The organism is Brevundimonas sp., from assembly GCF_046299535.1.
In the GTDB taxonomy this organism is placed as follows: domain Bacteria; phylum Pseudomonadota; class Alphaproteobacteria; order Caulobacterales; family Caulobacteraceae; genus Brevundimonas.
On sequence record NZ_JBKBIB010000007.1, the window covers coordinates 93,508 to 115,271 of the forward strand.

The window sequence follows — 21,764 nt, forward strand, 5'->3', positions numbered from 1 at the left end:
CACAAACCGGGCGCCATACTGGAGCGATATATTTTGTCCATGTTCAGCGCCTTGTCCCTCTCGGCCAAGGTCACCCTGATCTCGATTGTCGGGCTGATCGTTCTTGGCCTGTCCCTGACCCTGACCGCGTCCCAACTGATGACGCGCGAGGCCGAGGCCCGCGCCCTGGAGCGGCAGGAAACCAACATGCGCGTGGCCTGGGAAGTGCTGAACGGCTACGGCGACGCCTTCACCATCCGGGGGGAGGCCATGTATGCAGGCGACACCGCCCTGAATGACAATTTCGAGCCCGTCGACCGGATCAAGGCGCTGGTGGGCGGCACCGCCACCGTGTTCCAGAATGACGTGCGCGTCACCACCAATGTGTCGCGTCCAGAGGGCGGCCGCGCTGTGGGCACGCAGCTGGCGCGCGGACCGGTGTGGGACGCCGTGCTGCGCGACGGCCGGCCCTATCGCGGCGAGGCCGACATCCTGGGCACGCCCTTCTTCGTCGCCTACGACCCGATCCTGAACGCCGCCGGCCAGGTGATCGGCGTGCTCTATGTCGGCATCCCCAGGGCCGACTTCATGGCCTCGGTGGAGCAGACGCGGCTGTGGCTGCTGGGTCTGGGCCTGCTGACCACCCTTCTGATCGCCGCAGTCGGCGGGCTGGCCGCGGGGCGCATGTTTCAACCGCTGGGCGCGCTGGGCGTCGCCATGACCGCCCTGGCCGACGGGCGCGCGGATATCGAGACGCCGGGCGCGTCCCGACGTGACGACGTGGGCCGCATGGCCCGGGCCGTGGTCGCCTTCCGCGATGCGGAGCTCGCCCGCCGACGCCTCGAAGGCGAGGCCGAAGGGGCCCGCGCCGAAGCGGAAGCCCAGCGTCTTTCGAACGAACGCGCCAGGGCCTCGGAGGCCGAAGGCGACCGCGCCATCATCACGGCCCTCAATCGCGCGCTCTCGGCCCTGGCCGACGGCGACCTGACCCACCGCATCACCTCCGACCTGCCGCCCAAGGCCGCGCAGTTGAAGGAGGATTTCAACACCGCCGCTGACAGGCTGGCCGACACCCTGCGCACCATCATGGCCGCGGTGGACACCCTGACGTCCGGCGCCGGAGAGATTCGCGGCGCCGCCGATGACCTGTCGCGTCGCACGGAGCAGCAGGCCGCAGGTCTGGAAGAGACCGCCGCCGCCCTGGACGAAATCACCGCCACGGTGCGCCACGCCTCCGAAGGCGCCGGCGAGGCCACCCGCGAGGCGCGCTCGGCCCGTGAAGCCGCTCGCTCCAGCGGCGATCTGGCCATTCAGGCGGTGGAGGCCATGGGCGACATCGAACAGTCTTCGACCGAGATCAGCCAGATCATCGGCGTGATCGACGAGATCGCCTTCCAGACCAACCTTCTGGCCCTGAACGCCGGCGTCGAGGCGGCGCGGGCCGGCGACGCGGGCCGCGGTTTCGCTGTGGTGGCCTCCGAAGTTCGCGCCCTGGCCCAGCGCTCGGCCGACGCGGCCCGGGAAATCAAGACCCTGATCTCCACCTCCGGCGCCCAGGTGGGATCTGGCGTGAAGCTCGTTCGCGAAACCCGGACCGCCCTGGACGGGATCGTGGCGCAGGCGGGACGCATCGACGGCCTTGTGGCCGAGATCGCGGCGTCCGCCCAGGAACAGTCGACCGGGCTGCATGAGATCAATACGGCCGTGAACCAGATGGATCAGGCGACCCAGCAGAACGCGGCCATGGTCGAGCAGACCACCGCCGCCAGCCATCGTCTGGCCGAGGAAGCCCAGCGCCTGGCCCGGCTGGTGTCCACGTTCCGCCTCGACGCCGCCCGGGAGTCCGACGTCCGGCTGGCCGCCGCCTGAGCCGTATCAGCTGCGGCTGAACCGGTGGTCCAGCGACCATCGCCCGGCGCCGTACGTGGCGAGGATCAGTCCGATGAAGATGAGGATCGCGGGCGGAAACAGGCCGCGCCCGTCAGCACCGGCGCTCCACAGCAGCGCCACGGCCACGATGAAATTGAGGCTGAGCAACAGGCCTGCCCAGCGGGTCAGCACCCCGGCGATCAGGGCCGCTCCAATGGCGAACTGGACCCACACCGAAACCGGCGCGGCGATGGCGGGCAGGGGACAGTTCACACCGGCCAGAAACGCCTCGAACTCGGCCATGCGGGCGCTGGAGGTGATGTTGTCCCAGACGCCCCAGATCAGGAACCCGCCCACATAGAGCCTCAGGGCCAGCATGGCCCCGGACTGCAGGGTGTTCAGACGGCTGATGTCGATCATGGCGTGATCCTCCCGGCGACATCAGCCGACAGGTCCTGACCGGCGTCAAGGCGCTGGTCAGGTGGCGGCGAACTCGCTCAGGGCGTCCATGACCGCGCGGTTCTGGTCCTCGGTGCCCACGGTGATGCGCAGGGAGTCGTGCAGGCCGTAGCCGCCGACGGGCCGCACGATGATGCCCCTGGAGTTCAGATAGTCATTGGCCGCCCTGGCCCGATCCGCGTCCTTGAACCGCACCAGCACGAAATTGCCGGCGCTGGGCGGGACCTCGAAACCAAAGCCCTTGATGGCCTGTGTCAGGCGCGGCCGCCAGGTCTGGACCAGCTCGCGCGACGCCTTCACGTGGACCTCGTCGGCCAGCGCCGCCACCGCCGCCTCGATGCCGGGGACCGAAACGTTGAACGGCAGGCGGATGCGGTCCACCGCCTCGGCCACGTGCAGCGGCGCATAGCCGAAGCCGACGCGCAGGCCCGCCAGGCCGTGGATCTTCGAGAAGGTTCGGGTCACCACGATGTTGGCGCTGTCCCGGGCCAGCGGGAAGGCTGTGGCCCAGTCGGGCTCCGTCACGAACTCCGCATAGGCTTCGTCCACCACCAGCAGCACCGAGGACGGCAGGGCGGCGTGCAGGCGCTCGATCTCCTCGGCCGCGTTCCACGACCCGGTGGGGTTCGACGGATTGGACACATAGACGATGCGCGTGCGCTCATCGACCTGCGCCAGCAGGGCATCGACTTCCGCTTTCAGCTTCGGCTCGGGCGCCGACTTGACCTCGGCCTGGTTGGCGAGAGCCGAGATGCGGTAGGCCAGGAAGCCGTACTGGCCGGTGACGATGTTGTCGCCCGGCGTCAGATAGGTCTGGTTCAGAAGGGCGAACACCTCGTCCGAGCCGTTGCCGAAGATCAGGCGCTCGGGCTCCAGCCCGTGGTGGTTCGCCACCGCCTCGCGCAGCTTCGCGGCCCGGCCGTCGGGATACAGCGCCAGATTCTTCATGGCCGCCTCATAGGCCTCACGGGCCAGCGACCCGGCGCCCAGGGCGTTCTCGTTGGAAGACAGCTTCATGGGCTCGGCCACGCCGTCCACCTTCGACTTGCCGCCCACATAGGGGGCGATGTCCAGAATCCCGCTCTTGGGGGCGGGTCCAATCGGCGCGGCGCCCTTGTCGGTGTCGGTCATCAGCGTCTTTCCTGTCGAATGTTCAGAACACTGCGGCGGCGCCGATCACGCCGCTCAGTCGTCCCCTGGGGGCGATCAGGCGCCCGTCGTCGGGCTGCACATAGCCCGCCAGCATGAACAGCTTCAAGCCGCCCGCCGTCTCCAGCGGGGTTCCGGCCAGACCGCGCCGGGCCAGAAGGTCCGTGATCTTCGTCTCGTCTCCCGGCGCCTCGATGACCCAGAAGGTGCGGTCATCCCCCGTCGGACCTGTGTCCTCGCCCGACACCACCAGGGCCAGCGGACGGCCCGAGGCGTCGTCGGGAAGGGCGGCGGTGACCCTCAGATCCGGCTGAGCCAGCAGCCGGGCCCACCATGGCGTGGAGCGGCCAAGGTCCAGCACCGCCCGCCCGCCCTCGCGCGCGGCTTTCAGCGCCGCCTCCGGGTCATGGGCCGAGCGCACGCCATGGCCGTACCGGTCCGCCGCCAGCAGCGCCGACAGAGGACCCCAGACGCTGACCGGCCCGGCGCAGCGGGCCTCGATCCGGCTCCACAGAACCCGGACCAGATCGCGCGGCAGGGCGCCGGAATCCTTCAGCACGGCGCGCAGGGCGATCACCGCCTCGTCGCGGGATCGGGGTCGTTCGACCTCGACGCGGGCGGACAGGGCGGCCAGCAATGTCCGGTCCAGATTTCGGGTCGAGCCCATCAGAACAGCTCGGGCGCGGGCGCCAGGTTGAACGGCCCCATCCACGCGCGGCCGTCGCGGAATTCCACCTCCAGCTCCACGTCGCCGGTCAACGCCTCGCTGGCGCCGGCCGCCGCCGCCGCGCCCACGGTTGCAGTCCGGTTCACCGTGTCGGATCGGGACAGGGCCGTCAGCGCAGGAGCCGCCCGGTCCGCAGCCAGTCGCAGGACGCCCGTCAGACGCCCGTCCTCGTCGGCGCGCAGTTCATCGGATTCCAGCCGCGCGGCGCTGTCCCCCGCCCGCATCTCGCCGCGCACATGCAGGAATCGTCCGCCCGAGGCGGTCCAGGCCGCCAGCAGGCTGGGCGCGTCCGGCCCGCTCAGGCCCTGGAAATTCTCCACCACCGTCTCGGCCTGCAGGCTGAACAGTCCGCCCCGCCCCATGAAGTCGATGGGTCCGCCGGGCCGTCCCGTCGCGTCGATCAGGCGAAACAGCACATCCACATTGCGCCGCGAGGCGGGCAGGGCGGTCTGCACCGCCGTGTCGCCCGGCCCGTCGCCGGCCTCCCGGTCCCGTCCGGGTTGCAGATAAAGCTCGATCCGCTCCGCCCGGGCCAGCGGGAACGGCTCCGCGTCCGGCAGGGCCGTGAACCCGACGTCCAGCAGCTCCAGCGCCAGGGTCGGGAACGACTGGGTCAGGCCGCTGGCCGAAGCGCGGATCACCGGCGCGTCCACCGCCACCCTGCCCTTGTCGCCCCGGGTCAGCACCAGCCCGTCGCCCGCGATCACCACCCAGCGGTCGGGCCGATAGGCGTTGGCCTCGGCGATCAGTCGCGGCGCCGCGATCTCGTGCCCCGTGGGCGCGGTCAGCCGCACATGCCGGCTCTCCAGCCGCGTGCGGAACGGCCAGCCGGTCAGGGCGGGCTCGGAATAGGCCACCTCCCAGCCCTGGGCGCGCAGGCCCTCGGCGGCCAGGTCCAGCCGCTCGCGCACCTGCTGCGACAGCCAGAACCACCACGCGGTCCACACGACCAGAACGATCAGGACGATGGCGAACGGAATGATCAGGGGCGCATAGCGCGCGCGGGCTTGGGTCATGGACGCTCCGTTAGCTTGGCTTGAGGAACGCGCCAACCGTCTCGATGGCTTCCACCAGTCCCATTCGCTGCACCTCGGCCCCCGGCGGGAGGCCCGCGAACAGCCGCGTGGGGCTGGCGGCGTCCAGCATCACGAACACGCCCTTGTCGTCGGCCCGGCGGATCAGGCGGCCGAACGCCTGGCTGACCCGCCCCCGGGCGATGGCGTCGTCATAGCCGCGCCCGCCGAAGGTCTCGCGCCGCGCCTTGTGCAGCAGGTCCGGCCGCGGCCACGGCGCCCGGTCGAACACCAGGATGCGCAGCGACCGCCCCGGCACGTCGACCCCGTCCCGCACCGCGTCCGTCCCCAGCAGGCACGAGTCCTCCTCGGCCCGGAACACGTCCACCAGCCCGCCCACCTCCAGCGGGTCCATGTGCTGGGCGTAGAGCGGGATGCCCGCCCGGGCCAGATCCGGCCCCAGCCGCTCATAGACCGCCTTCAGCCGCCGAATGGCGGTGAACAGGCCCAGCCCCCCGCCGCCCGCCGCCAGGAACAGCTCGCGCATGGCCGCCGCGATCTGGCGCGGATCGTCGCGCGCCACGTCGTTCACGACAATCACCCGGCTGTTGGCGGCATAGTCGAACGGGCTCTCCACCTTCAGGGTCCGTGGCCGCTCCACCAGCCGGGCCGAGCCCGTGCGCATCCGCGCCATGTCGAACGGGTCGTCGGCCATGGGGTCCGACAGGGTGGCCGAGGTCACCAGCACCCCGTGCGCCGGGGCGATCACCGCCGCCTCCAGCGGAATGGTCGGATCGATCCAGTGCCGCCGCAGGGCCACGTCATGGATGCGGCCGAACGCGACCTCCGCCGACAGCCAGTCCACGAAGTCCGGGTCCGGCGCCGCGTCCCCGTCCTCCAGCGCCGCCAGCATGGCGCGCCAGCCGGGCAGGGTCATGCGCGCGCGCCGCTCCAGCCCCCGCAGCGCCCCCTCGATGCGCGCCCGCGCCCCGCCGTCCAGCTCGGCCGCCTCGTCGTCCAGAATGTCCTCGAGATGCCGGGCCAGCGCCAGCAGGGGCGCCTCCACCGCCGCCAGCGCCCGCGCCGCCCCGCGCGCCGCCTCCACCACCGGCTCGGCGGACGGCCGCACCGCGCACTCCATGCCGAACTCGCCGCCGCCATAGGTCGCCGCCTCCGACGTCCGCGCCCTAAGTTGCACCAGCGCCGCGGCCAGAAAGCTCTCGATGGGGCCGATGGGGTTCACTTCCCCCGACGGCGGCGCGATCCGGCCCGAGGCGCCTTCCCCCGGCAGCTGCGCCGCCGCCCGCACCGCATCGGTCAGCGCCTGCCGCGCGGCTTCGGAGTCCGCCACCAGATCGCCCAGTCTCTGCTCCAGCCCGCGCCCGCGCCGTCCGCGCCCCTCCGGCCCCCGGATCCAGCGCCGCAGCTCGGCCGCCTCCTGCCCCGAGAGACAGGCGGAGAATGCGCTGTCCGCCGCGTCGAACAGATGGTGCCCCTCGTCGAACACCACCCGCTTCAGGGCCGCGGTCTCGGTGTCGCCCTTGATCCCCCGCGCCGCCCGCGCCCCGTCGAACGCCGCCTGGCTCATCACCAGCGCATGGTTGGCCACCACCAGATCGGCCCGGCGGCTGGCGCGGATGGTCTTCTCCACGAAACACATGCGGTAGTGCGGACAGGCGGCGTGCACGCACTCGCCGCGCCGGTCCACCAGATTGGCCGCCCCCGCCTGCTGCGCCGGGGCCACGGCGAACAGCCCGGGCAGCCAGCCGGGGAAGTCCCCGCCGGTCATGTCCCCGTCGCGGCTGTGCATGACCCAGCGCGCGGTCAGGGCCGCCCCGATCAGGTCGCCGTTCCCCAGCTGCGCCCCCTGCACCAGCTCCTGCAGGTTCAGCAGGCACAGGTAATTCTCGCGCCCCTTGCGCACCACCGCCTTGACCCGCCGCACCTCCGGATCGGGCCAGATGGCGTGGCTCTCCCGGTCGATCTGGCGCTGCAGGGCGCGGGTGTAGGTGGACACCCACGCCGCCCCCTGATTGCGCTCGGCCCACAGCGAGGCGGCGGCCAGATAGCCCAGGGTCTTGCCCGTGCCCGTCCCCGCCTCGGCCAGCAGCACCCGGGGCCGCCCCTCCTCGTTGCGGGGCGAAAAGGCGAAGGCCGCCTCGGCCGCATAGTCCGACTGGGTCGGCCGGGTCTCGTCCAGCCCCGACGCCTCCAGCAGCTTGGCCAGACGGATGCGCGCGGACTCCGAATCCACCGGCGCCGAGCCCGCCTCCCCGCGCGGCGCCTCGTCCTCCCATTCGGTCAGGCGCGACCAGACGTCGAGGCCCGAGCCCCGGTACTGCCGGTCCCGGATCGGCTGCGACTTCAGCGCCGCCAGCACCCTCGGCGCCCAGGCCCAGCCCGCCTTTTCCAGCGTCTCGGCCAGGGTCACCGCCGCCTCGCGCCCCGGCCAGGCCGGATCGGCCATTTCCTTCAGCAGGCTCTCCGCCGCCTCGCGCAGGGCCGCGGCCTGCTCCGGCGCGGTCTTCGGCGCCTCGCGCCCCAGCGCCAGCGCCAGCCCGGTGGGCGACGGCGCGCAGAATTCCGCCGGCCGCACGAACGCAAAGAGTTCCAGCGCATCCATCAGCTGCGGCGACCGTCCCGGCGGCGTCAGACCCAGCCGCCGCGCCGTCAGGCTGGCGTGGGCCACCAGAACCGCCCCGCCGGTGAACAGCCCCTCGGCCGCCCCCCGCCCGATGGCCCGCGCCCCCGCCTCATCCGCCACGGCCCCCGCCCCCGGCGGAACCGCCAGCGCCGGCGGCAGATCCCGCCACGCGGCGGCCGCGTCGGTCTGGATGGAGGGGGTGTGGAGGGCGGTGGTCACCGGTGTTTCATAGCCGGGCGGCGGCGGAAACGAAACCGGAACGTGGGCGGCTGGCGCTTATCCCGTCGGAGCATGTGGCCATCGTTGAGGCTGTGATGGTGCCGGCGGTCCTAGGTCAGGGAGCTGCCGATTTGAAGGTGACGAACCGAACTGACTTCCCAAGGGCCATCATCGCTTGGGAAGCCCTTTTTCCCTTGTGGGGAAACCATAAATATCTTGAGCGAACTGCCGGAGAAGCTTCGCGTTCGGTACAAAATTCCTACCCAACACTCGAAGCTGAACCCTCCGTCCTTACCTTTTATGAGTTCTGCGGCGGGGATGATGTCATGAACCGTAATAAGTATGTCCTCTCCGGGAGCCAAGCCTGTGCTGAGGATCCCACTTTTTTGCATACCCCCGAGAGACTCAAAGAATTTATCCGCGTTGATCTTCCGGGGTGTGAACAGGTGGTAGAAAGAGGCCGAGTGGGCACCCGCTGTAATCGGTGAAGACCCCACGTTCTTTATTTCGTAGACTACAGCGGCTTTGACGACCTGATCTTCGCCGCGCCAAACTGGGCCAATGCTCCTTACCGAGACGGCAACCCATCCGCGAGCGGATTCTTCCGCTATTTTATTCGCATCAAGCATGGCCTTCGTGGCGTGGCTTGTTTCACCGACTGCGCGATTGGTCGCGTCGAGCGTTCCTTTAAGGAGCCATATGGCCACGACAGTGAGCAGAAGCTGTAAGAGCGCCGCGAACGCCATAGCTTCTTGGGCATCGACATCGCGCCTTTGAATGTCGTTGGCGTGGTCCTGGTGTGTGGCCTGTTCTTGAGCGCCGCGCCCCTCGCCCGCAAAAGCCCCCGCTACGGATGGCTGATGATCATAGGCCCCCCAACTTGGGCGCTGGCTATTCTCGCTCTTTTGCGAAGTTGACCCAAAGAGTCCCAGCGCCAACACAACGACGCAGATGATCTGTAGTGCTCGCCCCATGAGCGCGAGCTAAGGCCGGAAACGGGCGAAAGGCAACGCTTCGCCCGTCCCGGTTCATCCCAGACCCCCTCAGATCGCGTTCAACGGCATCTTCAGAAACCGCTTCCCCGACGGCTCCGCGGGCGGCAGGGCGCCGGCGCGGATGTTCATCTGCAGGGACGGCAGGATCAGCTTGGGGACCGCCAACGTCGCGTCGCGGGCCTCGCGCATGGCCACGAAATCGTCCTCGCTGACCCCGCCCCCCACATGGATGTTGCCCGCCTTCTGGGCGCCCACGGTGGTCTCCCAGCGATAGTCCTCGCGGTCCTTGGGCAGATAGTCGTGGCCCACGAACATGCGGGTCTCTTCCGGCAGGGCCAGCAGCTTGTGGATCGAGCGGTACAGGGTGCGCGCGTCGCCGCCGGGGAAGTCGGCCCGGGCGGTGCCGTAGTCGGGCATGAACAGGGTGTCGCCCACGAACACCGCGTCGCCGATGTGATAGCTGACGCAGGCGGGGGTGTGGCCGGGCGTGTGCATCACCTCCACCGCCAGCGATCCCAGCATGAAGCGTTCGCCGTCGGTGAACAGGCGGTCGAACACCACCCCGTCCGGCGTCACGTCATGGGCCTCGAACAGGGCGCCGAAGACCTTCTGCACCTTGGTGATGTGGCCGCCGATGCCGATGGGCGCGCCGGTGCGGTGGCGGATCTCGTCGGCGCCGGACAGGTGGTCGGCGTGGGCGTGGGTGTCCAGGATCAGCTTCAGGTCCAGGCCCTGATCGCGCACGGCGTCCAGCACCTGGACGATGGAGGCGTCGTCCGTGCGCGCCGCCGCCGGATCATAGTCCAGCACCGGGTCGATGATGGCCGCCGCGCCCGTGGCCGGGTCGCTGACCAGATAGGTGACGGTGTTGGTGGGGCCGTGAAAGAAGCCCTGCACGCGGGGGGAGGTCGTGTCGTTGGAACGGGTCATGGCGTTCTCCTTCTGGTGGCTAACATATTAGCTATTGCTAAATTAGCAAGTCTGAATATATTGGCGTCATGACCGATCTGAAAATCGACCACGCCATCGACCCCGCCGCCTTTCAGGCCGCCGCCGGCAAGGCGTCGCGCCTGCTCAGAACGCTGGGCAATGAAAGGCGCCTGATGATCCTGTGCCGTCTTGGCGAGGAGGAGTTGCCCGTGTCCGCACTGGTCCAGGCCTCCGGCCTGTCCCAGTCGGCCCTGTCGCAACACCTGGCCCTGCTGCGCGAGGAGGGCCTCGTGGCCACCCGGCGCGAGGGCCAGTCCATCTTCTACCGCATCCACGATCCCGCCGTGCTTCAGGTCATTGCGACCCTGGCGGCGATCTTCTGTCCCCCCGAGATGATGCCCCCCAAAATGATGAAAGGGTCCTGACCCATGACCGCCACCCTCACCCCCCTGAACCCCGCCGATGTGCAGGCCCGCCTCAGGTCCGGCCGCGCCCGTCTGGTGGACATCCGCGAGCCCGATGAGTTCGCCCGCGAGCACATCCCCGGCGTCGCCCACGCCCCCCTGTCCGGCTTCGAGGACGCCCACCTCGGCATCAAGGCCGATCAGGACGTGATCTTCATGTGCCGCTCGGGCATGCGCACCCAGAGCAACTGCGGCCGTCTCGCCGCCCGCGTCGACGGCGAGGCCTTCGTGCTCGACGGCGGGCTGCAGGGCTGGAAGGACGCCGGCCTGCCCACCTCCGTGGACAAAAAGGCGCCGCTGGAGCTGATGCGTCAGGTCCAGATCATCGCCGGCTCGCTGGTGGTGATCGGCGCCCTCATGGCCTGGCTGGTCCATCCCGGCTGGATCGCCTTGCCCGCCTTCGTCGGCGCGGGCCTGTTCATGGCCGGCGCCACCGGCTTCTGCGGCATGGCCCGGCTGCTGATGCTGGCCCCCTGGAACCGGCCGCGAGTCGCCTGACCATGGACGTCTCCCTCGCCACCCTGCTGCTCAGCGCGGCCAGCGGGGTGGTGGTCGGCCTGTTCCTCGCCGTCTTCGGCGGGGGCGGGTCGGTGCTGGCCGCGCCCCTGCTGATCTATGTGGTGGGCGTCCGTGATCCCCACATCGCCATCGGCACCTCCGCCGCGGGGGTGGCGCTGAACGCCCTGGCGGGCCTGTCCGGCCACGCCCGCGCCGGACGGGTCAAATGGCCCTGCGCCGCCCTGTTCGCCGTGGCCGGGATCACCGGCTCCATCGCCGGCTCGACCCTGGCCAAAATGGTGGATGGTCAAAGTCTGCTGCTGTTCTTCGCCCTGGCCATGGCCCTGATCGCCCTGTCCATGCTGCGCCCGGCCAAGTCCGAGGGCGATCCCGCTGTGCGGCTGGACCGCGCCCTGACGTTGCGGCTCGCGCCCATGGGTCTGGCCGCCGGGTTCGCGGCGGGCTTCTTCGGCATCGGCGGCGGCTTCCTCATCGTGCCCGGCTTGATGGCCGCCACCGGCATGACCCTGGCCCACGCCCAGGCCTCGTCCCTGCTCAGTGTCGCCGTGTTCGGCTCGGCCACTTCCGCCAACTATGCCGTGTCGGGTCTGGTCAACTGGCCGGTGGTGGCCGCCCTGACCGTGGGCGGCGCGGCCGGAACCCTGATCGGCCTGCCCGTCGCCCGCCGCCTCGGCGAGCGCGCCGCCCTGGGTCGCCGCCTGTTCGCCGGTCTCATCCTGATCGTCGCCGCCTGGGTCGCCGCCAACGCCTCGGGACTGATTCCGCCGCGCATCTGACGACTTTCACCCCCGCCCTTTCCGCACCCCTATGATGGTCGCTCGATCAGGCGCGCGGAGGGCCATTTGATACCATTGATAGGATTCAGACCCTGTTTTTCCGCGCGCCGGAGTCCGAAATCAGGGCGACGATTTCGGACTCTCCGGACTCTGTTTTGAGAGCGGATTTCGGACATTTCGGACAATTCGTACTGTCTTTTTCGGGCCCCGAGTCCGAAATCAGGTCCGCCGGAACCAGGCCGAGGCCGCCCACCCCGTGAAGGCCGCCAGGATCACGGCGAGGATGCCGTAGAGCCATGAGCGGTCGTGGGCGAAGTCATAGATGGCCCGCTCCACGCCCACCTTGTCCACGGTCAGCTCCATGCGGCTGACCGACACGGCCTGCCCCTCCTGGAACAGCCAGACCTCGGCCTCATAGGTCCCGGTGGGCGCCTCGGCGGGCAGCTCCACCTCGGCCCGGAACAGGCCCTGATCCACGAAGCGCACCCCGTCCGGGTCGGTGGCGTAGAGGGCTGCGTCCTCCTTCAGGCGGATCACCGCCCGGCGCCAGTCCAGATAGTCCTCGCCCAGCCGGTTGATGACCACGTCCCGCACCCCGAAGCGGGTCACGGTGGTCTCCTCCTCCGGGGCGTTGATGCGCAGGTGGTCCACGCCCACGCCCAGGCGGCGCAGCACGCTGAAGCTGGCGATGTCGCTGAGCGGCCGGGTCGAGGCGGTCATGTAGAAGCCGGGCGCGCCCTCGAACACCACCGGCCGGCTGTTCAGCCACAGGCCCGCCACGCGCACCTTCCTGACCAGCCGCAGGGGCTGGTCAGGGCCCCGCACCACCACCACCACGTCGGCGGGGGTGTCGGTGGGATTGAACACGGCCCCGTACAGCACCATCGAGGCGCCGGCGAAGCGGGTGTCGATGTCCACGGTGGTCTCGGTCAGGGCGGCGGCCACCCGCGCCTGGGTCACCGGCGTGATGGTCTGCATGCTCTGGGCGGGCGCCTCGACCACGACGGCGGGCGGCTCGGGCGGGGGCGCGGCGTCCTGAAACATCAGTCCACCCCCGGCGCCAGGACGAACATCTCGGCGGGCCGCACGAACAGCTCCAGCCCCATCTGGATGCCCACCAGAAGCACGATCAGGCCCAGCACGGCCCGCATCTCCTCCGCCCGGAACCGGCCCGCCATGCGCGCCCCGTACTGGGCCCCCACCACCCCGCCGAACAGCAGCAGGGACGACAGCACGATGTCCACGGTCTGGTTCCGCCCCGACTGCAGCACAGTGGTGATGGCCGTGGTGATGATGATCTGGAACAGGCTGGTGCCCACCACCACGCTGGCCCTCATGCGCAGCACGTACAGCATGGCCGGCACCAGGATGAAGCCGCCGCCCACCCCCATGATGGCCGACAGGATCCCGGCGAACACGCCCAGACCCAGCGGCGGAATGGCGCTGATGTACAGGCCCGAGCGCGGGAACTTCATCCGCCACGGCAGGCCGTACAGCCACAGGGGCCGGCGGTTCTGGGGCCGGGGCGCGGGCAGGCCCTTCTTGCGGCGGATGATGGCCTCCAGGCTCTCCTTCAGCATCAGCCCGCCGATGGCGCCCAGGAAGATCAGATAGGACAGGGCCACCACCAGATCCGCCTGACCGAGCAGGCGCATCAGGCGGAACAGCTCGACCCCGCCGATGGCCCCCATGGCCCCGCCCAGCGCCATGATCCCGCCCATGCGGTAATCCACGCCCTTCTTGGCCGTGTAGCTGATCACGCCGGAGGTGGAGGAGGCGACCACATGGCTGGCCTGGCTGGCCACGGCCACGGGCGGCGGCACGCCCATGAAGATCAGGACCGGCGCCATCAGGAAGCCGCCGCCGATGCCGAAAAGGCCCGAGATGAAGCCCACCGCCGCGCCCAGCAGGATCAGCAGGGGAGCGTTCACCGACACTTCGGCGATCGGCAGGTAGATGTCCAAGGCGCTCGCCTTCGGCTCAGGAACTCGAAACAACCTCCGAAGGGGAGGCGTGAAAGGCTGGTCTACCGACCCCGCCGATGATGCGCCAGCGCGGACCCCAAAAAGGGCGCGTCAGGCCGACATCAGGCCAGCGGCGGGGCTTCGAAAGCGTCGGCCGCCTGACGTGCGGTGCGGCGCACGCCCGGCGACAGCTCGGCCGTCAGGCGGTCCGCGTCGGCCTGGGCCTGCTCGTCGCCCGCGCGTCCCGCAATGAGGTACCACTTGTACGCTTCGCCGGCATTGGCGGCCACGCCGTCGGCGCCCTGCTCATAAATCCGGCCCAGGTTGTACTGGCTGTCGGTCAGGCCGCGCTCGGCCGCCTGACGGAACCAGCGTACGGCCTGCACCTGGCTGCGATCACCGCCCAGCCCGTCAAACAGATAGAGGCCAAGGTTGTGCATGGCCCGCACCTCGCCGCCCTGCGCGGCGCGCTCGGTCCACACCCGCGCTTCCGCCGCGTTCTGGGTCACTCCGTTCTCGCCGCCTTCGTAGAGGCGAGCCAGATGGAATTGCGCCGTGACATTGCCCAGGTTCGCCGCCCGGGTCAGGGTCTCGATCGCTGTCTCGTCGCCGGCTTCCAGCTGGGCCTCGGCCTGCTGGTACAGGGCTTCCGCCTCGCTCTCTTCCGCAGGCCGTGCGGCCGCGTCCAGGTCCGGCAGCATCGCGGCGGCCAGAAGGGTGGTCTCCCCCTCCTCACCGCCGGTGCGCGGTCCCAGGCCCGAGGCGTCCGTCAGGCGGGTGTAGCCGAACACGGCTCCGGCCAGGGCCGCCACGGCCACCGAAGCCAGGAACGCCTTCTTGACCGTGCCGCCGTCGCGCCGCGACTGGCGATCCATGCGCTCCTGCAGCCGGGACTTGCCGCCCCGTTTCAGGCCGAAGCCGCTGCTGGCCGGCTCCGGCTCGGCGGCAGCCATGGCCGCCCGTGCGGCGTTGATGGTGTCGCGGGTTGCGTTGATGCGCTGGCTGGCGCCGGGTCCCACAAATTCCGTCTCGCCGGCGAAGTCGTCTTCAACGGCCAGGGCGTCGCTGACGTCCGCGCCGCCGAAGGCGCCGAAGGGCTGGGTCGCAGGTTGGGCGGACACGCCTTGGGGTTCCGCATCCGCCTCGGAGGGGATCGTCACCGGCGACGGCGCCGTTTCGACGGCCGCAGGTTCGGCGAGCGGGGCCTCAGCCTCCGGCAGGCGCGCGAAAGGCTCGGCGGCGGCCCGCGTCGGGGGAGCCTTGTCCTCGATCTCCCCCGGATCCTCGCCCGGCCAGGCCAGGGGGTCTTCGTCGCTGAAAGCGTCGGGAAAGGCTGCGGCGCGCCAGTCGGGCTCCGGACCGGCCGCGGGCGCGACGTCGTCAGCGGGCCGTTCGCCCACACGGCGTTCAATGCTTTCGCGGGCCTCGGCCAGCAGCCTGGCGGTCCGCTCCTCGCTCTGGCGCATGCGCTCGGCCAGTTCGCCCGAGGCGCGGTCGTATTGCTGCTCGATCTTGTCGGACGATCGCTTCAGCCTCTCGCCGATGTCATCCAGCGCCTGCGCCGAGCGGCGCTCGGAATCCGAAATGCGTTCGGCCAGCCGTTCGGAGATGCGGGTGATCTCGCCGCCCAGCTTCTCGATGGCGAGGGCGTGACGATCCTCGGACCGCACCAGCCGCTGCTCGACTCCCTGGGCCAGCTTGACCATGTCCTGCTCGACCTGGCGTGACAGGTCCTCGCCCAGGGACTGGAAGCGGCGCCCGCCGTCGTCCTCGGCCCTGACCATGCGCTGGTTCAGGTTCTGGGCGATACGCAGGACTTCCTTGCCCATGGCCTCGACGGCCTGGGCCGAGCGGCGCTCGGAGGCCTGCACCTGTTCGCCGATGGCCAGCACCGCCCGCTCGACCCGGTCCACGCGCCCCTCGGCGGCGGCGGCGTCCAGTCGCCGCATCATCTCGGCGCGGTTGGTCTCCACCTGGCGGCTGAGGGATTCCGCCAGCTTCTCGAAGCGCGCGGCTTCCCCTGCGCCCTCCGGTCGCGGTCCGCTTTCGGCGGCGCGCATGCGCTGGTCCAGTCCGGCGAAGGACTGCTCCAGCGCGCGCAGGGCGTCGGTGGTGCGGGACTGGGCCGCGTCGAGGCGGGCGCCCACCTGCGCCAGGATTTCTGCGCCCGAGAAGCGCGACACCGCATCCTCGGCCTTGTCCATCCGGCCGCGCAGCTCGATGAAGCCGCCGCGCTGACGCTCCTCCAGATCGTAGAACCGCCCCGCCAGGGCGCCGACGGCGCTCTCCACCTTCTTGAAGGCTTCGGCGGTCTGGGGCCCGGTGTCGTTCTCGAAACGGCGCAGGCGACGATGGCCCTCGCGCAGTTCCTCGGCGATGTCGTCGATGCGCCGGCCGTGCGTCCTGAATTGTTCGTCGACGCTGTCCAGACGATGCACCAGCCCGCTGACCGCCTGGTCAACGCCTGCGATGGCGGTGGTCGAGCGCCGCTCGGAAGCCTCAAGCCGCTCGGCGATCACCTCGATGGAGGCGGCGACCCGGTCCAGCGTCTCGTCACGACCATAGGCGTCGTCCAGCCGCCGCAGACGCGAACGGCGGTCGTCCCGCGGCGCGGCTTGGTGCCGGCGCGGCAGGGGCGTCACCCCGTCGTCCTCGTCTTCCAGGATCATCTGGTTGAGCCACTCGCCCAGGGTCATCCCTGAGCGGCGCGCCAGATCCTTGGCGATCTCACGCGCCTTGGGTTCAATCCCTTTGACGCTCCAAGGCGCCGCTGCGCTCACTGATTCGTCTCCCGACCCGTTTCCACGACGCTAGCCGCCCAAATCCGGGGTGTAAACGCATGGTTAACCCCAACATCTAGCGGCGCCGACACTTCCTGTGGACGGAAGGGCCGCCGCCAGCCGCAATCCGTGCGGTGATGCGGTTAACGAGGGGTAAAGGGTTAACGGCCGCCGTAATCTTTCCGCAGCACTTGTCGTCGGCGCCGGGCCGCGCCATCTGCCGGGCGCAAGACGTCATCATTCCCGGCCGGTCATGAGCTTTTCCGTCACCCTCGCCCTGCTCGCCGCCTTTATCGGCCTGACCGTACTCAGCGGGTGGCGAGGCGCGCGACCGCCGGATCTGGCGCGCGGGCCACGCATGGTGCCCTGGCGATCCCTGATGTTGTTCGGGGTGGTGGCCTGCATCTTCCTGATCATTCATCTGGTCAATCTGGCCGGTTTCGACACCAGCGCGGCGGCCCCGCGCTTCTGATCGGGAACATCGTCGATCCGTTCCGGTTGTTTCGGCTCCACACCCCGAGAGGAGCTGACCATGACCGACCACCTGAGCCGCAAGGACGCCGAGGATCGCCTGTTCAAGGCGATCGAGGACACCCGGGTGGGCATGCTTGGCGTCGTGGGCGGCGAGCCCCGGCACATGCAACCCATGACCGCCTTTCTGGAGCGTGAAACCGGCGAGCTGTGGTTCTACACCTACCGGGACACCGATCTGGTGCGCGACGTGAACGGCTCCGGCGGCCATGCCGCCATGTTCTGCCTGATCTCAAAGGACCGCGAGGTCTACGCCTGTCTTGGCGGGCGGCTCGAGGAACATTTCGATCGCGAGCGGATGGACCGCTACTGGAACCCCGTGGTCGCCGCCTGGTATCCCGATGGCAAGGACGACCCCCGGCTCACGCTTGTGCGCATGCGGCTTGATGACGCCCAGATATGGATCAGCGAGGCCGGTCCTGTCCGCTTCGCCTTTGAGATCGCCAAGGCCAACATGACGAAGGAAACGCCCGATCTGGGGGATCGCGCCGACATCCGGTTCTGACGAAACGAAGGTCCCGGCCTCCGGCTCAGGCCGGGACCAGATCGAGAATGTCCAGATTGGATTCGTACTGGGGCCACGGAATCACCAGACGCCAGCGTCGGGGCTCGATGCGCTCCAGAACGGCCACCATGTCACGCTCCGGCCGCTGTCCGTAGGAGTTGGCGGGCGGCTCGCTGGCCAGGGCCATGGAGCCCAGAAACACCATGCGCCGGTCGCTTTCGGGGAACAGCAGGCCCGCCGGGCGCTGCGACCCTGTCAGCTTGATGAACTTCAGGCCGTTGGGACTGTCTTCGATACGGCAGGCGAACCAGCCGTAGACCACATAGCCCAGGCCGTCCTCGCCGCCCTGGGACCCCAGCTTGACTGTGCGGCAGCGATAGTCGCCCGGCGGGGGCGCCACGTCGCTGAGAGCTGCATCCGGATCAATCAGGCGGCCCGTCGAGGCCAGATCGCCCGACCCTTCCTGGCGACGGGCTTGCTGCAGGGCAAGGCTCCAGGCCGCATCGACGCGGTTCAGCCGGTCCCGGTCGTGGCTGGTGATGGAGGCCCGCCAGTCCGGCAGGATGCCGCCGCCGCCTCCGGACGCGCCCGGCAGGGGCGGGGGCGGCGGCGCGGGCAGGCCTGGCGTGCAGGCGGCCAGGGCGATGACGGAGGCCATGATGGCCGAGGCGAGGCGCATGGACGATTCCCCTGCGGTAAAGCTTTGTCGTCCTTATGACCCGCCCGGGGCGGGTGGCGTCAAGCCTCGCCCGCTTCCTCGCGGGCTCTGTCGCACGGGCGTTCTGCGCAAATCCTCACGGTCGGCGGACCGACCGGCGAGCGGCTCAGGACTATTCGTCCGTGGGCGCTTCCGCCTTGCGGCGCGGCGCGCGGCGGCGTGGAGCGGGCTTGTCCTCCGCCGCCTCCTCCGGCTGTTCGCTGGAGGATGACGGGGTCGCCCGTGTCAGGAAGCCGGGCAGGGTCGTTTCGGACATGGCCTCGGCCTCCGCCGGGAGTTTCTGGGCGCGAGTCCGGCTGCGGCTGCGGGGGGCGGGAGCGTCCCCGGTCGACTCATCCGCGACGGCGGTCGGCTGCGAGGGTTCGTCCCCGGATTGCCCGGCGCCGCCCTCGGAGTCTTCGCGCTCATAGGGGCCGCGGCGCGAATCCCGCCGACGTTCCCAACGCTCACGCCGGCTTTCGCGCCGGGCGCCGTCGCTGTCATTGTCGTCGCCCGGGCGATCATTCTGACCGGAAGCCGAGCCGGCGTGGGGGCTGGCGTTCTGACCCGAACGATCATTCTGGCCAGAGCCCTGGGAGCCGTTCTGGCCGTTAGCCTGCGCCGGGCCGTGACCGCCCTGGTTCTGTTGTGCCTGCCGGTCGGCGGCCTGCTGGGCGGCGGCGAAGGCCGCGGCCTGGGCCCCGGATTCGTCCTCGAAGTCGATGTCGAAGCCCTGGCCGATCTGTTCGCGCTGCGCGATCTCCTGGAACGACCGCTGGGGCTGAAGCGCCCGCAGGACCCGGAAATAGTGCTCGGCGTGCTGCAGATAGTTCTCCGCCAGAACCCGGTCGCCCGCCGATGTCGCGTCCCGCGCCAACTGCTGGTACCGCTCATAGACGGTCTGGGCGTTGCCCCGAACCTTGATGTTCTCGGGCCCTTGCGAGTCCCAGGAACGGTTCGGGTTGGCGCTGTTGTTGTTCTGATTGCCGCCGGGCTTCCTGTTGCGCCCGCGTTGGCGCTTCATGCCCTTGAAATCTCTCATAGACGTTACCGTGCTTGGGGCGTGTCGCCGCTTGGGGCGGTGGGACGTTCGCCGGAAATGGGTCTGATCCTGCCGGCCGGGGCCGATCCCCGGCGTCCGCTGCTCGGAAAACCGTTTATCGCCCTTCGCATGACGACGCGCGGGAAGCCCCGTGAGCCGTCACGAACTCCAGTCGTCTATCGTCGGGCGAACCCGAAGCGATGCGGATTGGTGGGAGACAAAAGAAGACTTAGCGCGCGCCGCTCCGCTTTCCAAGAGGCTTTCGCGTGAAAGCCGTCAGTTCAGAGCGGTGCCCTCGTGCGGATCCGGTCCGTTGGTGACCACGCGGTCGCGCCCGGCCAGGTCCTTGACCACCTTCACGTCCTCGAAACCGGCCGCCTCGAACAGGGCCCTGACCGCCGCCGCCTGATCCCAGCCGATCTCCACGGCGAAAACGCCCTCGGGCTTCAGAATGCGCCGGATCTCGGGCGCCAGAAGACGGTACGCGTCCAGTCCGTCCCTGCCGCCGTCCAGCGCCAGACGCGGATCGTGGTCTCGCACCTCAGGGTCCAGGGTCTCGATGTCCTTGCTTGGAATATAGGGCGGGTTGGACACCACGAGATCAAACGCGCCGTCGGACAGGCCCGCGGTCCAGTCCGTGCGCAGGAAGACGGCGCGGGTGTTCAGGTCCAGATTGGCGGCGTTCTCACGGGCCACAGCCAGCGCCTCCTCGGACACCTCGGTGCCCAACCCCCTCGCCGCCGGGCGCTCGGCCAGCACCGCCAGCAGGATGGCGCCGGAGCCCACGCCCAGATCAGCCATCTCGAAGGCGCGTCCTTCGGGAAACGCCTTCAGGCACACGTCCAGCACCGCCTCGGTGTCGGGACGGGGTGACAGCACGTCCGGGGTGACCGACAGCATGATCTTCCAGAATCCCTTGCGGCCCAGGATGCGCGACACCGGTTCGCGCTTCAGGCGGCGCGCCACGTAGTCCTCCATCCGCGCCAGCGCTTCCGGCTCCAGAGGGCGATAGGGGTCGGTCAGGATGTCGGTGCGCGACACCCCGGCGGCGGCCTCCAGCAAAAGCCGCGCGTCGATGGACGGGCTGTCGATTCGCGCGGCCTTCAGGCGGGCCTGCGCATCCTTCCAGGCGGTCAGCAGGGTGGGGGTCTCGGTCATGGGCGCTAGATGGCCTCACACGCCCGACGGGGCAAGCGGGAACGGTGATCAGGCTTGGCCGTTCCCCGCTGATGGCGCGCCTCCCTCGACCCGACAGCAATTTTCTTTCAGCCCTGGCCCGTTCGGGCGCCGGCGGCGGTCTCTGGCGATGGGTCGCCGCCGGGGTCGGCGGCCTGGCGGCCGGGGCTGCGAGCGCGCACCTGCTGCATACGCGGGGCGACAAGCTGGCGCGCAATCTGGGGATTGAGCTGGGCACCAGGCGCTATGAGCCGGATGCGGCGGACCCCACGCCCGAGGACTATGACGCCAGGGAACCCGGGCGCGGGCGTCTGGCCGCCCACCCGGGGCGCATACCCGGCGCCGGCTGGTTCGACATCCTGTGGCGCACAGGCGGCGCCTATCTGGGCGATCGGGTGGGTTTTGTGGCCGGGGGCGTGACCTTCTTCATGATCCTGTCGCTGTTCCCCATGCTGGCGGCGTTCGTGACCATCTATGGCCTGTTCGCCGATCCCGGCGATGCCTGGGGCCGGCTGCAGTTCCTGTATTCCGTGCTGCCGGACAATGTGGCCGAGTTCATCGGCGCGCAGATGCAGCGCCTGGCCGAAAACTCGCGCGGCCAACTGACCTTCACCCTGATCTGGACCCTGGCCCTGTCGCTATGGACGGCGAACAACGGGGTGAAGCATCTCTTCTATGGCTTGAACGTAGCCTACAGCGAGGCCGAGAAACGGAATTTCATCAAGTACAACCTGGTCTGCATGGCCTTCACTGTCACAGCGCTTCTGGCGGTTCTGATGGCCGCCGCCCTGGTGATCGGCGTGCCTGTGGTTCTTGCGGTGCTCGGGCTTGAGGACGAATGGGCGCATCTGGCGCCCCTGCGCTGGCCCTTGCTGTTCGCGGGCTATGTCTTCGCCCTGGTGCTGATCTATCGCTTCGGCCCGTGCCGGGCGACCGCAAGGTGGCGCTGGCTGACCGTGGGCGCCGTGACGGCGGCGGCGCTCAGCCTGATCGTCTCGCTGCTGTTCAGCTTCTTCCTGAACAACTTCGTCCGCACGGACACCTATGGCCCTCTGGCGGCGATGATGGGTTTTCTGCTGTGGACATGGATCACGGTCCAGATCGTGCTGATGGGCGCCGAACTGAACGCCGAGATCGAGCATCAGACCGCTCTGGACACCACCGTCGGCGCCCCTCGACCCATGGGGGAGCGCGGCGCGATCATGGCCGACACCCTGGGCGCGCGGCGCGGCAATCCGGCGGCCCTGGCCTTCACCCTGAGACATGCCGAAGCGCTGTCGGATCGCCTGAGGCGCCGGGGCCGGCACAGGGACGAATAGAAAAGGG

At 69.7% G+C, this 21,764-nt stretch carries 20 protein-coding genes; 7 read left to right on the forward strand and 13 right to left on the reverse strand.

Features of this window, described 5'->3' with window-relative positions; genetic code table 11:
- The first annotated feature begins 39 nt into the window (after positions 1-39).
- A complete protein-coding gene (locus ACK4FB_RS07240) occupies positions 40-1,848 on the forward strand; it encodes a methyl-accepting chemotaxis protein (RefSeq protein WP_409749821.1) in 1,809 nt (602 codons plus the stop codon).
- A 6-nt stretch (positions 1,849-1,854) separates the two neighbouring features.
- On the opposite strand, the gene ACK4FB_RS07245 is transcribed toward ACK4FB_RS07240, so the two are convergent.
- The 7 genes from ACK4FB_RS07245 to ACK4FB_RS07275 all read right to left on the reverse strand — a co-directional run bounded on the left by ACK4FB_RS07245 (position 1,855) and on the right by ACK4FB_RS07275 (position 9,984).
- Positions 1,855-2,268: a DoxX family protein gene (locus ACK4FB_RS07245; RefSeq protein WP_409749823.1), complete on the reverse strand. Its 414-nt coding sequence runs from the start codon at positions 2,266-2,268 to the stop codon at positions 1,855-1,857.
- Between the two features lie 57 nt (positions 2,269-2,325).
- Positions 2,326-3,438 carry a histidinol-phosphate transaminase gene (hisC, locus tag ACK4FB_RS07250; RefSeq protein WP_409749826.1) on the reverse strand — a complete coding sequence of 371 codons (1,113 nt, stop codon included), beginning with the start codon at positions 3,436-3,438 and terminating at the stop codon, positions 2,326-2,328.
- Between the two features lie 22 nt (positions 3,439-3,460).
- Positions 3,461-4,123: a hypothetical protein gene (locus tag ACK4FB_RS07255; protein WP_409749829.1), complete on the reverse strand. Its 663-nt coding sequence runs from the start codon at positions 4,121-4,123 to the stop codon at positions 3,461-3,463.
- Positions 4,123-5,199: a DUF2125 domain-containing protein gene (locus tag ACK4FB_RS07260; protein WP_409749832.1), complete on the reverse strand. Its 1,077-nt coding sequence runs from the start codon at positions 5,197-5,199 to the stop codon at positions 4,123-4,125. The genes ACK4FB_RS07255 and ACK4FB_RS07260 overlap by 1 nt, the downstream gene beginning before the upstream one ends.
- A gap of 10 nt (positions 5,200-5,209) precedes the next feature.
- The gene (locus ACK4FB_RS07265) at positions 5,210-8,059 is read right to left on the reverse strand and encodes a helicase C-terminal domain-containing protein (protein ID WP_409749835.1); all 2,850 of its coding nucleotides are present in this window, start codon (positions 8,057-8,059) and stop codon (positions 5,210-5,212) included.
- A 110-nt stretch (positions 8,060-8,169) separates the two neighbouring features.
- The gene (locus ACK4FB_RS07270; RefSeq protein ID WP_409749838.1) at positions 8,170-8,997 is read right to left on the reverse strand and encodes a hypothetical protein; all 828 of its coding nucleotides are present in this window, start codon (positions 8,995-8,997) and stop codon (positions 8,170-8,172) included.
- Positions 8,998-9,102: 105 nt separating this feature from the next.
- Positions 9,103-9,984, reverse strand: coding sequence for an MBL fold metallo-hydrolase (locus ACK4FB_RS07275; protein WP_409749840.1), 882 nt, complete (start codon positions 9,982-9,984; stop codon positions 9,103-9,105).
- Positions 9,985-10,052: 68 nt separating this feature from the next.
- Between ACK4FB_RS07275 and ACK4FB_RS07280 the strand changes: the two genes are divergently transcribed.
- From ACK4FB_RS07280 to ACK4FB_RS07290, 3 genes are read left to right on the forward strand one after another with little or no spacing between them, the layout of a single operon-like run.
- A complete protein-coding gene (locus tag ACK4FB_RS07280) occupies positions 10,053-10,409 on the forward strand; it encodes an ArsR/SmtB family transcription factor (RefSeq protein WP_409749843.1) in 357 nt (118 codons plus the stop codon).
- 3 nt (positions 10,410-10,412) lie between these two features.
- Entirely contained in the window at positions 10,413-10,946 is a 534-nt protein-coding gene (locus ACK4FB_RS07285; RefSeq protein ID WP_409749846.1) for a rhodanese family protein, read from the forward strand.
- 2 nt (positions 10,947-10,948) lie between these two features.
- Positions 10,949-11,743, forward strand: coding sequence for a sulfite exporter TauE/SafE family protein (locus ACK4FB_RS07290; RefSeq protein ID WP_409749849.1), 795 nt, complete (start codon positions 10,949-10,951; stop codon positions 11,741-11,743).
- A gap of 219 nt (positions 11,744-11,962) precedes the next feature.
- On the opposite strand, the gene ACK4FB_RS07295 is transcribed toward ACK4FB_RS07290, so the two are convergent.
- From ACK4FB_RS07295 to ACK4FB_RS07305, 3 genes are all read right to left on the reverse strand, one after another.
- Positions 11,963-12,787, reverse strand: coding sequence for a TIGR02186 family protein (locus tag ACK4FB_RS07295; RefSeq protein WP_409749852.1), 825 nt, complete (start codon positions 12,785-12,787; stop codon positions 11,963-11,965).
- Positions 12,787-13,707 carry a sulfite exporter TauE/SafE family protein gene (locus ACK4FB_RS07300; protein ID WP_409749855.1) on the reverse strand — a complete coding sequence of 307 codons (921 nt, stop codon included), beginning with the start codon at positions 13,705-13,707 and terminating at the stop codon, positions 12,787-12,789. The genes ACK4FB_RS07295 and ACK4FB_RS07300 overlap by 1 nt, the downstream gene beginning before the upstream one ends.
- Positions 13,708-13,829: 122 nt before the next feature.
- Positions 13,830-16,487, reverse strand: a complete 2,658-nt coding sequence (locus tag ACK4FB_RS07305) for a hypothetical protein (RefSeq protein ID WP_409749858.1) — start codon at positions 16,485-16,487, stop codon at positions 13,830-13,832.
- Positions 16,488-16,740: 253 nt separating this feature from the next.
- On the opposite strand from ACK4FB_RS07305, the gene ACK4FB_RS07310 reads away from it, so the two are divergent.
- Positions 16,741-16,959 carry a hypothetical protein gene (locus tag ACK4FB_RS07310; protein WP_409749860.1) on the forward strand — a complete coding sequence of 73 codons (219 nt, stop codon included), beginning with the start codon at positions 16,741-16,743 and terminating at the stop codon, positions 16,957-16,959.
- Positions 16,960-17,019: 60 nt separating this feature from the next.
- Entirely contained in the window at positions 17,020-17,523 is a 504-nt protein-coding gene (locus ACK4FB_RS07315; RefSeq protein WP_409749863.1) for a pyridoxamine 5'-phosphate oxidase family protein, read from the forward strand.
- A 25-nt stretch (positions 17,524-17,548) separates the two neighbouring features.
- Here the strand turns inward: ACK4FB_RS07315 and ACK4FB_RS07320 are convergent, their stop codons facing one another.
- The 3 genes from ACK4FB_RS07320 to prmC form a co-directional block, all read right to left on the reverse strand.
- Positions 17,549-18,202 (reverse strand): DUF4893 domain-containing protein, encoded by a 654-nt coding sequence (locus tag ACK4FB_RS07320; RefSeq protein ID WP_409749866.1) that lies wholly within the window; start codon positions 18,200-18,202, stop codon positions 17,549-17,551.
- A 151-nt stretch (positions 18,203-18,353) separates the two neighbouring features.
- A complete protein-coding gene (locus ACK4FB_RS07325) occupies positions 18,354-19,244 on the reverse strand; it encodes a DUF4167 domain-containing protein (RefSeq protein ID WP_409749868.1) in 891 nt (296 codons plus the stop codon).
- A gap of 294 nt (positions 19,245-19,538) precedes the next feature.
- The gene (gene prmC, locus ACK4FB_RS07330; protein ID WP_409749871.1) at positions 19,539-20,420 is read right to left on the reverse strand and encodes a peptide chain release factor N(5)-glutamine methyltransferase; all 882 of its coding nucleotides are present in this window, start codon (positions 20,418-20,420) and stop codon (positions 19,539-19,541) included.
- A gap of 71 nt (positions 20,421-20,491) precedes the next feature.
- Between prmC and ACK4FB_RS07335 the strand changes: the two genes are divergently transcribed.
- Positions 20,492-21,757 carry a YihY/virulence factor BrkB family protein gene (locus tag ACK4FB_RS07335; protein ID WP_409749873.1) on the forward strand — a complete coding sequence of 422 codons (1,266 nt, stop codon included), beginning with the start codon at positions 20,492-20,494 and terminating at the stop codon, positions 21,755-21,757.
- Positions 21,758-21,764: the final 7 nt, after the last annotated feature.

Coding starts and splice junctions, on each gene's coding strand:
- ACK4FB_RS07240 (WP_409749821.1), top strand. CDS start 40: ATGTTCAGCGCCTTGTCCCTCTCGGCCAAGGTCACCCTGATCTCGATT.
- ACK4FB_RS07245 (WP_409749823.1), bottom strand. CDS start 2,268: ATGATCGACATCAGCCGTCTGAACACCCTGCAGTCCGGGGCCATGCTG.
- hisC (WP_409749826.1), bottom strand. CDS start 3,438: ATGACCGACACCGACAAGGGCGCCGCGCCGATTGGACCCGCCCCCAAG.
- ACK4FB_RS07255 (WP_409749829.1), bottom strand. CDS start 4,123: ATGGGCTCGACCCGAAATCTGGACCGGACATTGCTGGCCGCCCTGTCC.
- ACK4FB_RS07260 (WP_409749832.1), bottom strand. CDS start 5,199: ATGACCCAAGCCCGCGCGCGCTATGCGCCCCTGATCATTCCGTTCGCC.
- ACK4FB_RS07275 (WP_409749840.1), bottom strand. CDS start 9,984: ATGACCCGTTCCAACGACACGACCTCCCCCCGCGTGCAGGGCTTCTTT.
- ACK4FB_RS07280 (WP_409749843.1), top strand. CDS start 10,053: ATGACCGATCTGAAAATCGACCACGCCATCGACCCCGCCGCCTTTCAG.
- ACK4FB_RS07285 (WP_409749846.1), top strand. CDS start 10,413: ATGACCGCCACCCTCACCCCCCTGAACCCCGCCGATGTGCAGGCCCGC.
- ACK4FB_RS07290 (WP_409749849.1), top strand. CDS start 10,949: ATGGACGTCTCCCTCGCCACCCTGCTGCTCAGCGCGGCCAGCGGGGTG.
- ACK4FB_RS07295 (WP_409749852.1), bottom strand. CDS start 12,787: ATGTTTCAGGACGCCGCGCCCCCGCCCGAGCCGCCCGCCGTCGTGGTC.
- ACK4FB_RS07310 (WP_409749860.1), top strand. CDS start 16,741: ATGAGCTTTTCCGTCACCCTCGCCCTGCTCGCCGCCTTTATCGGCCTG.
- ACK4FB_RS07315 (WP_409749863.1), top strand. CDS start 17,020: ATGACCGACCACCTGAGCCGCAAGGACGCCGAGGATCGCCTGTTCAAG.
- ACK4FB_RS07320 (WP_409749866.1), bottom strand. CDS start 18,202: ATGCGCCTCGCCTCGGCCATCATGGCCTCCGTCATCGCCCTGGCCGCC.
- ACK4FB_RS07325 (WP_409749868.1), bottom strand. CDS start 19,244: ATGAAGCGCCAACGCGGGCGCAACAGGAAGCCCGGCGGCAATCAGAAC.
- prmC (WP_409749871.1), bottom strand. CDS start 20,420: ATGACCGAGACCCCCACCCTGCTGACCGCCTGGAAGGATGCGCAGGCC.
- ACK4FB_RS07335 (WP_409749873.1), top strand. CDS start 20,492: ATGGCGCGCCTCCCTCGACCCGACAGCAATTTTCTTTCAGCCCTGGCC.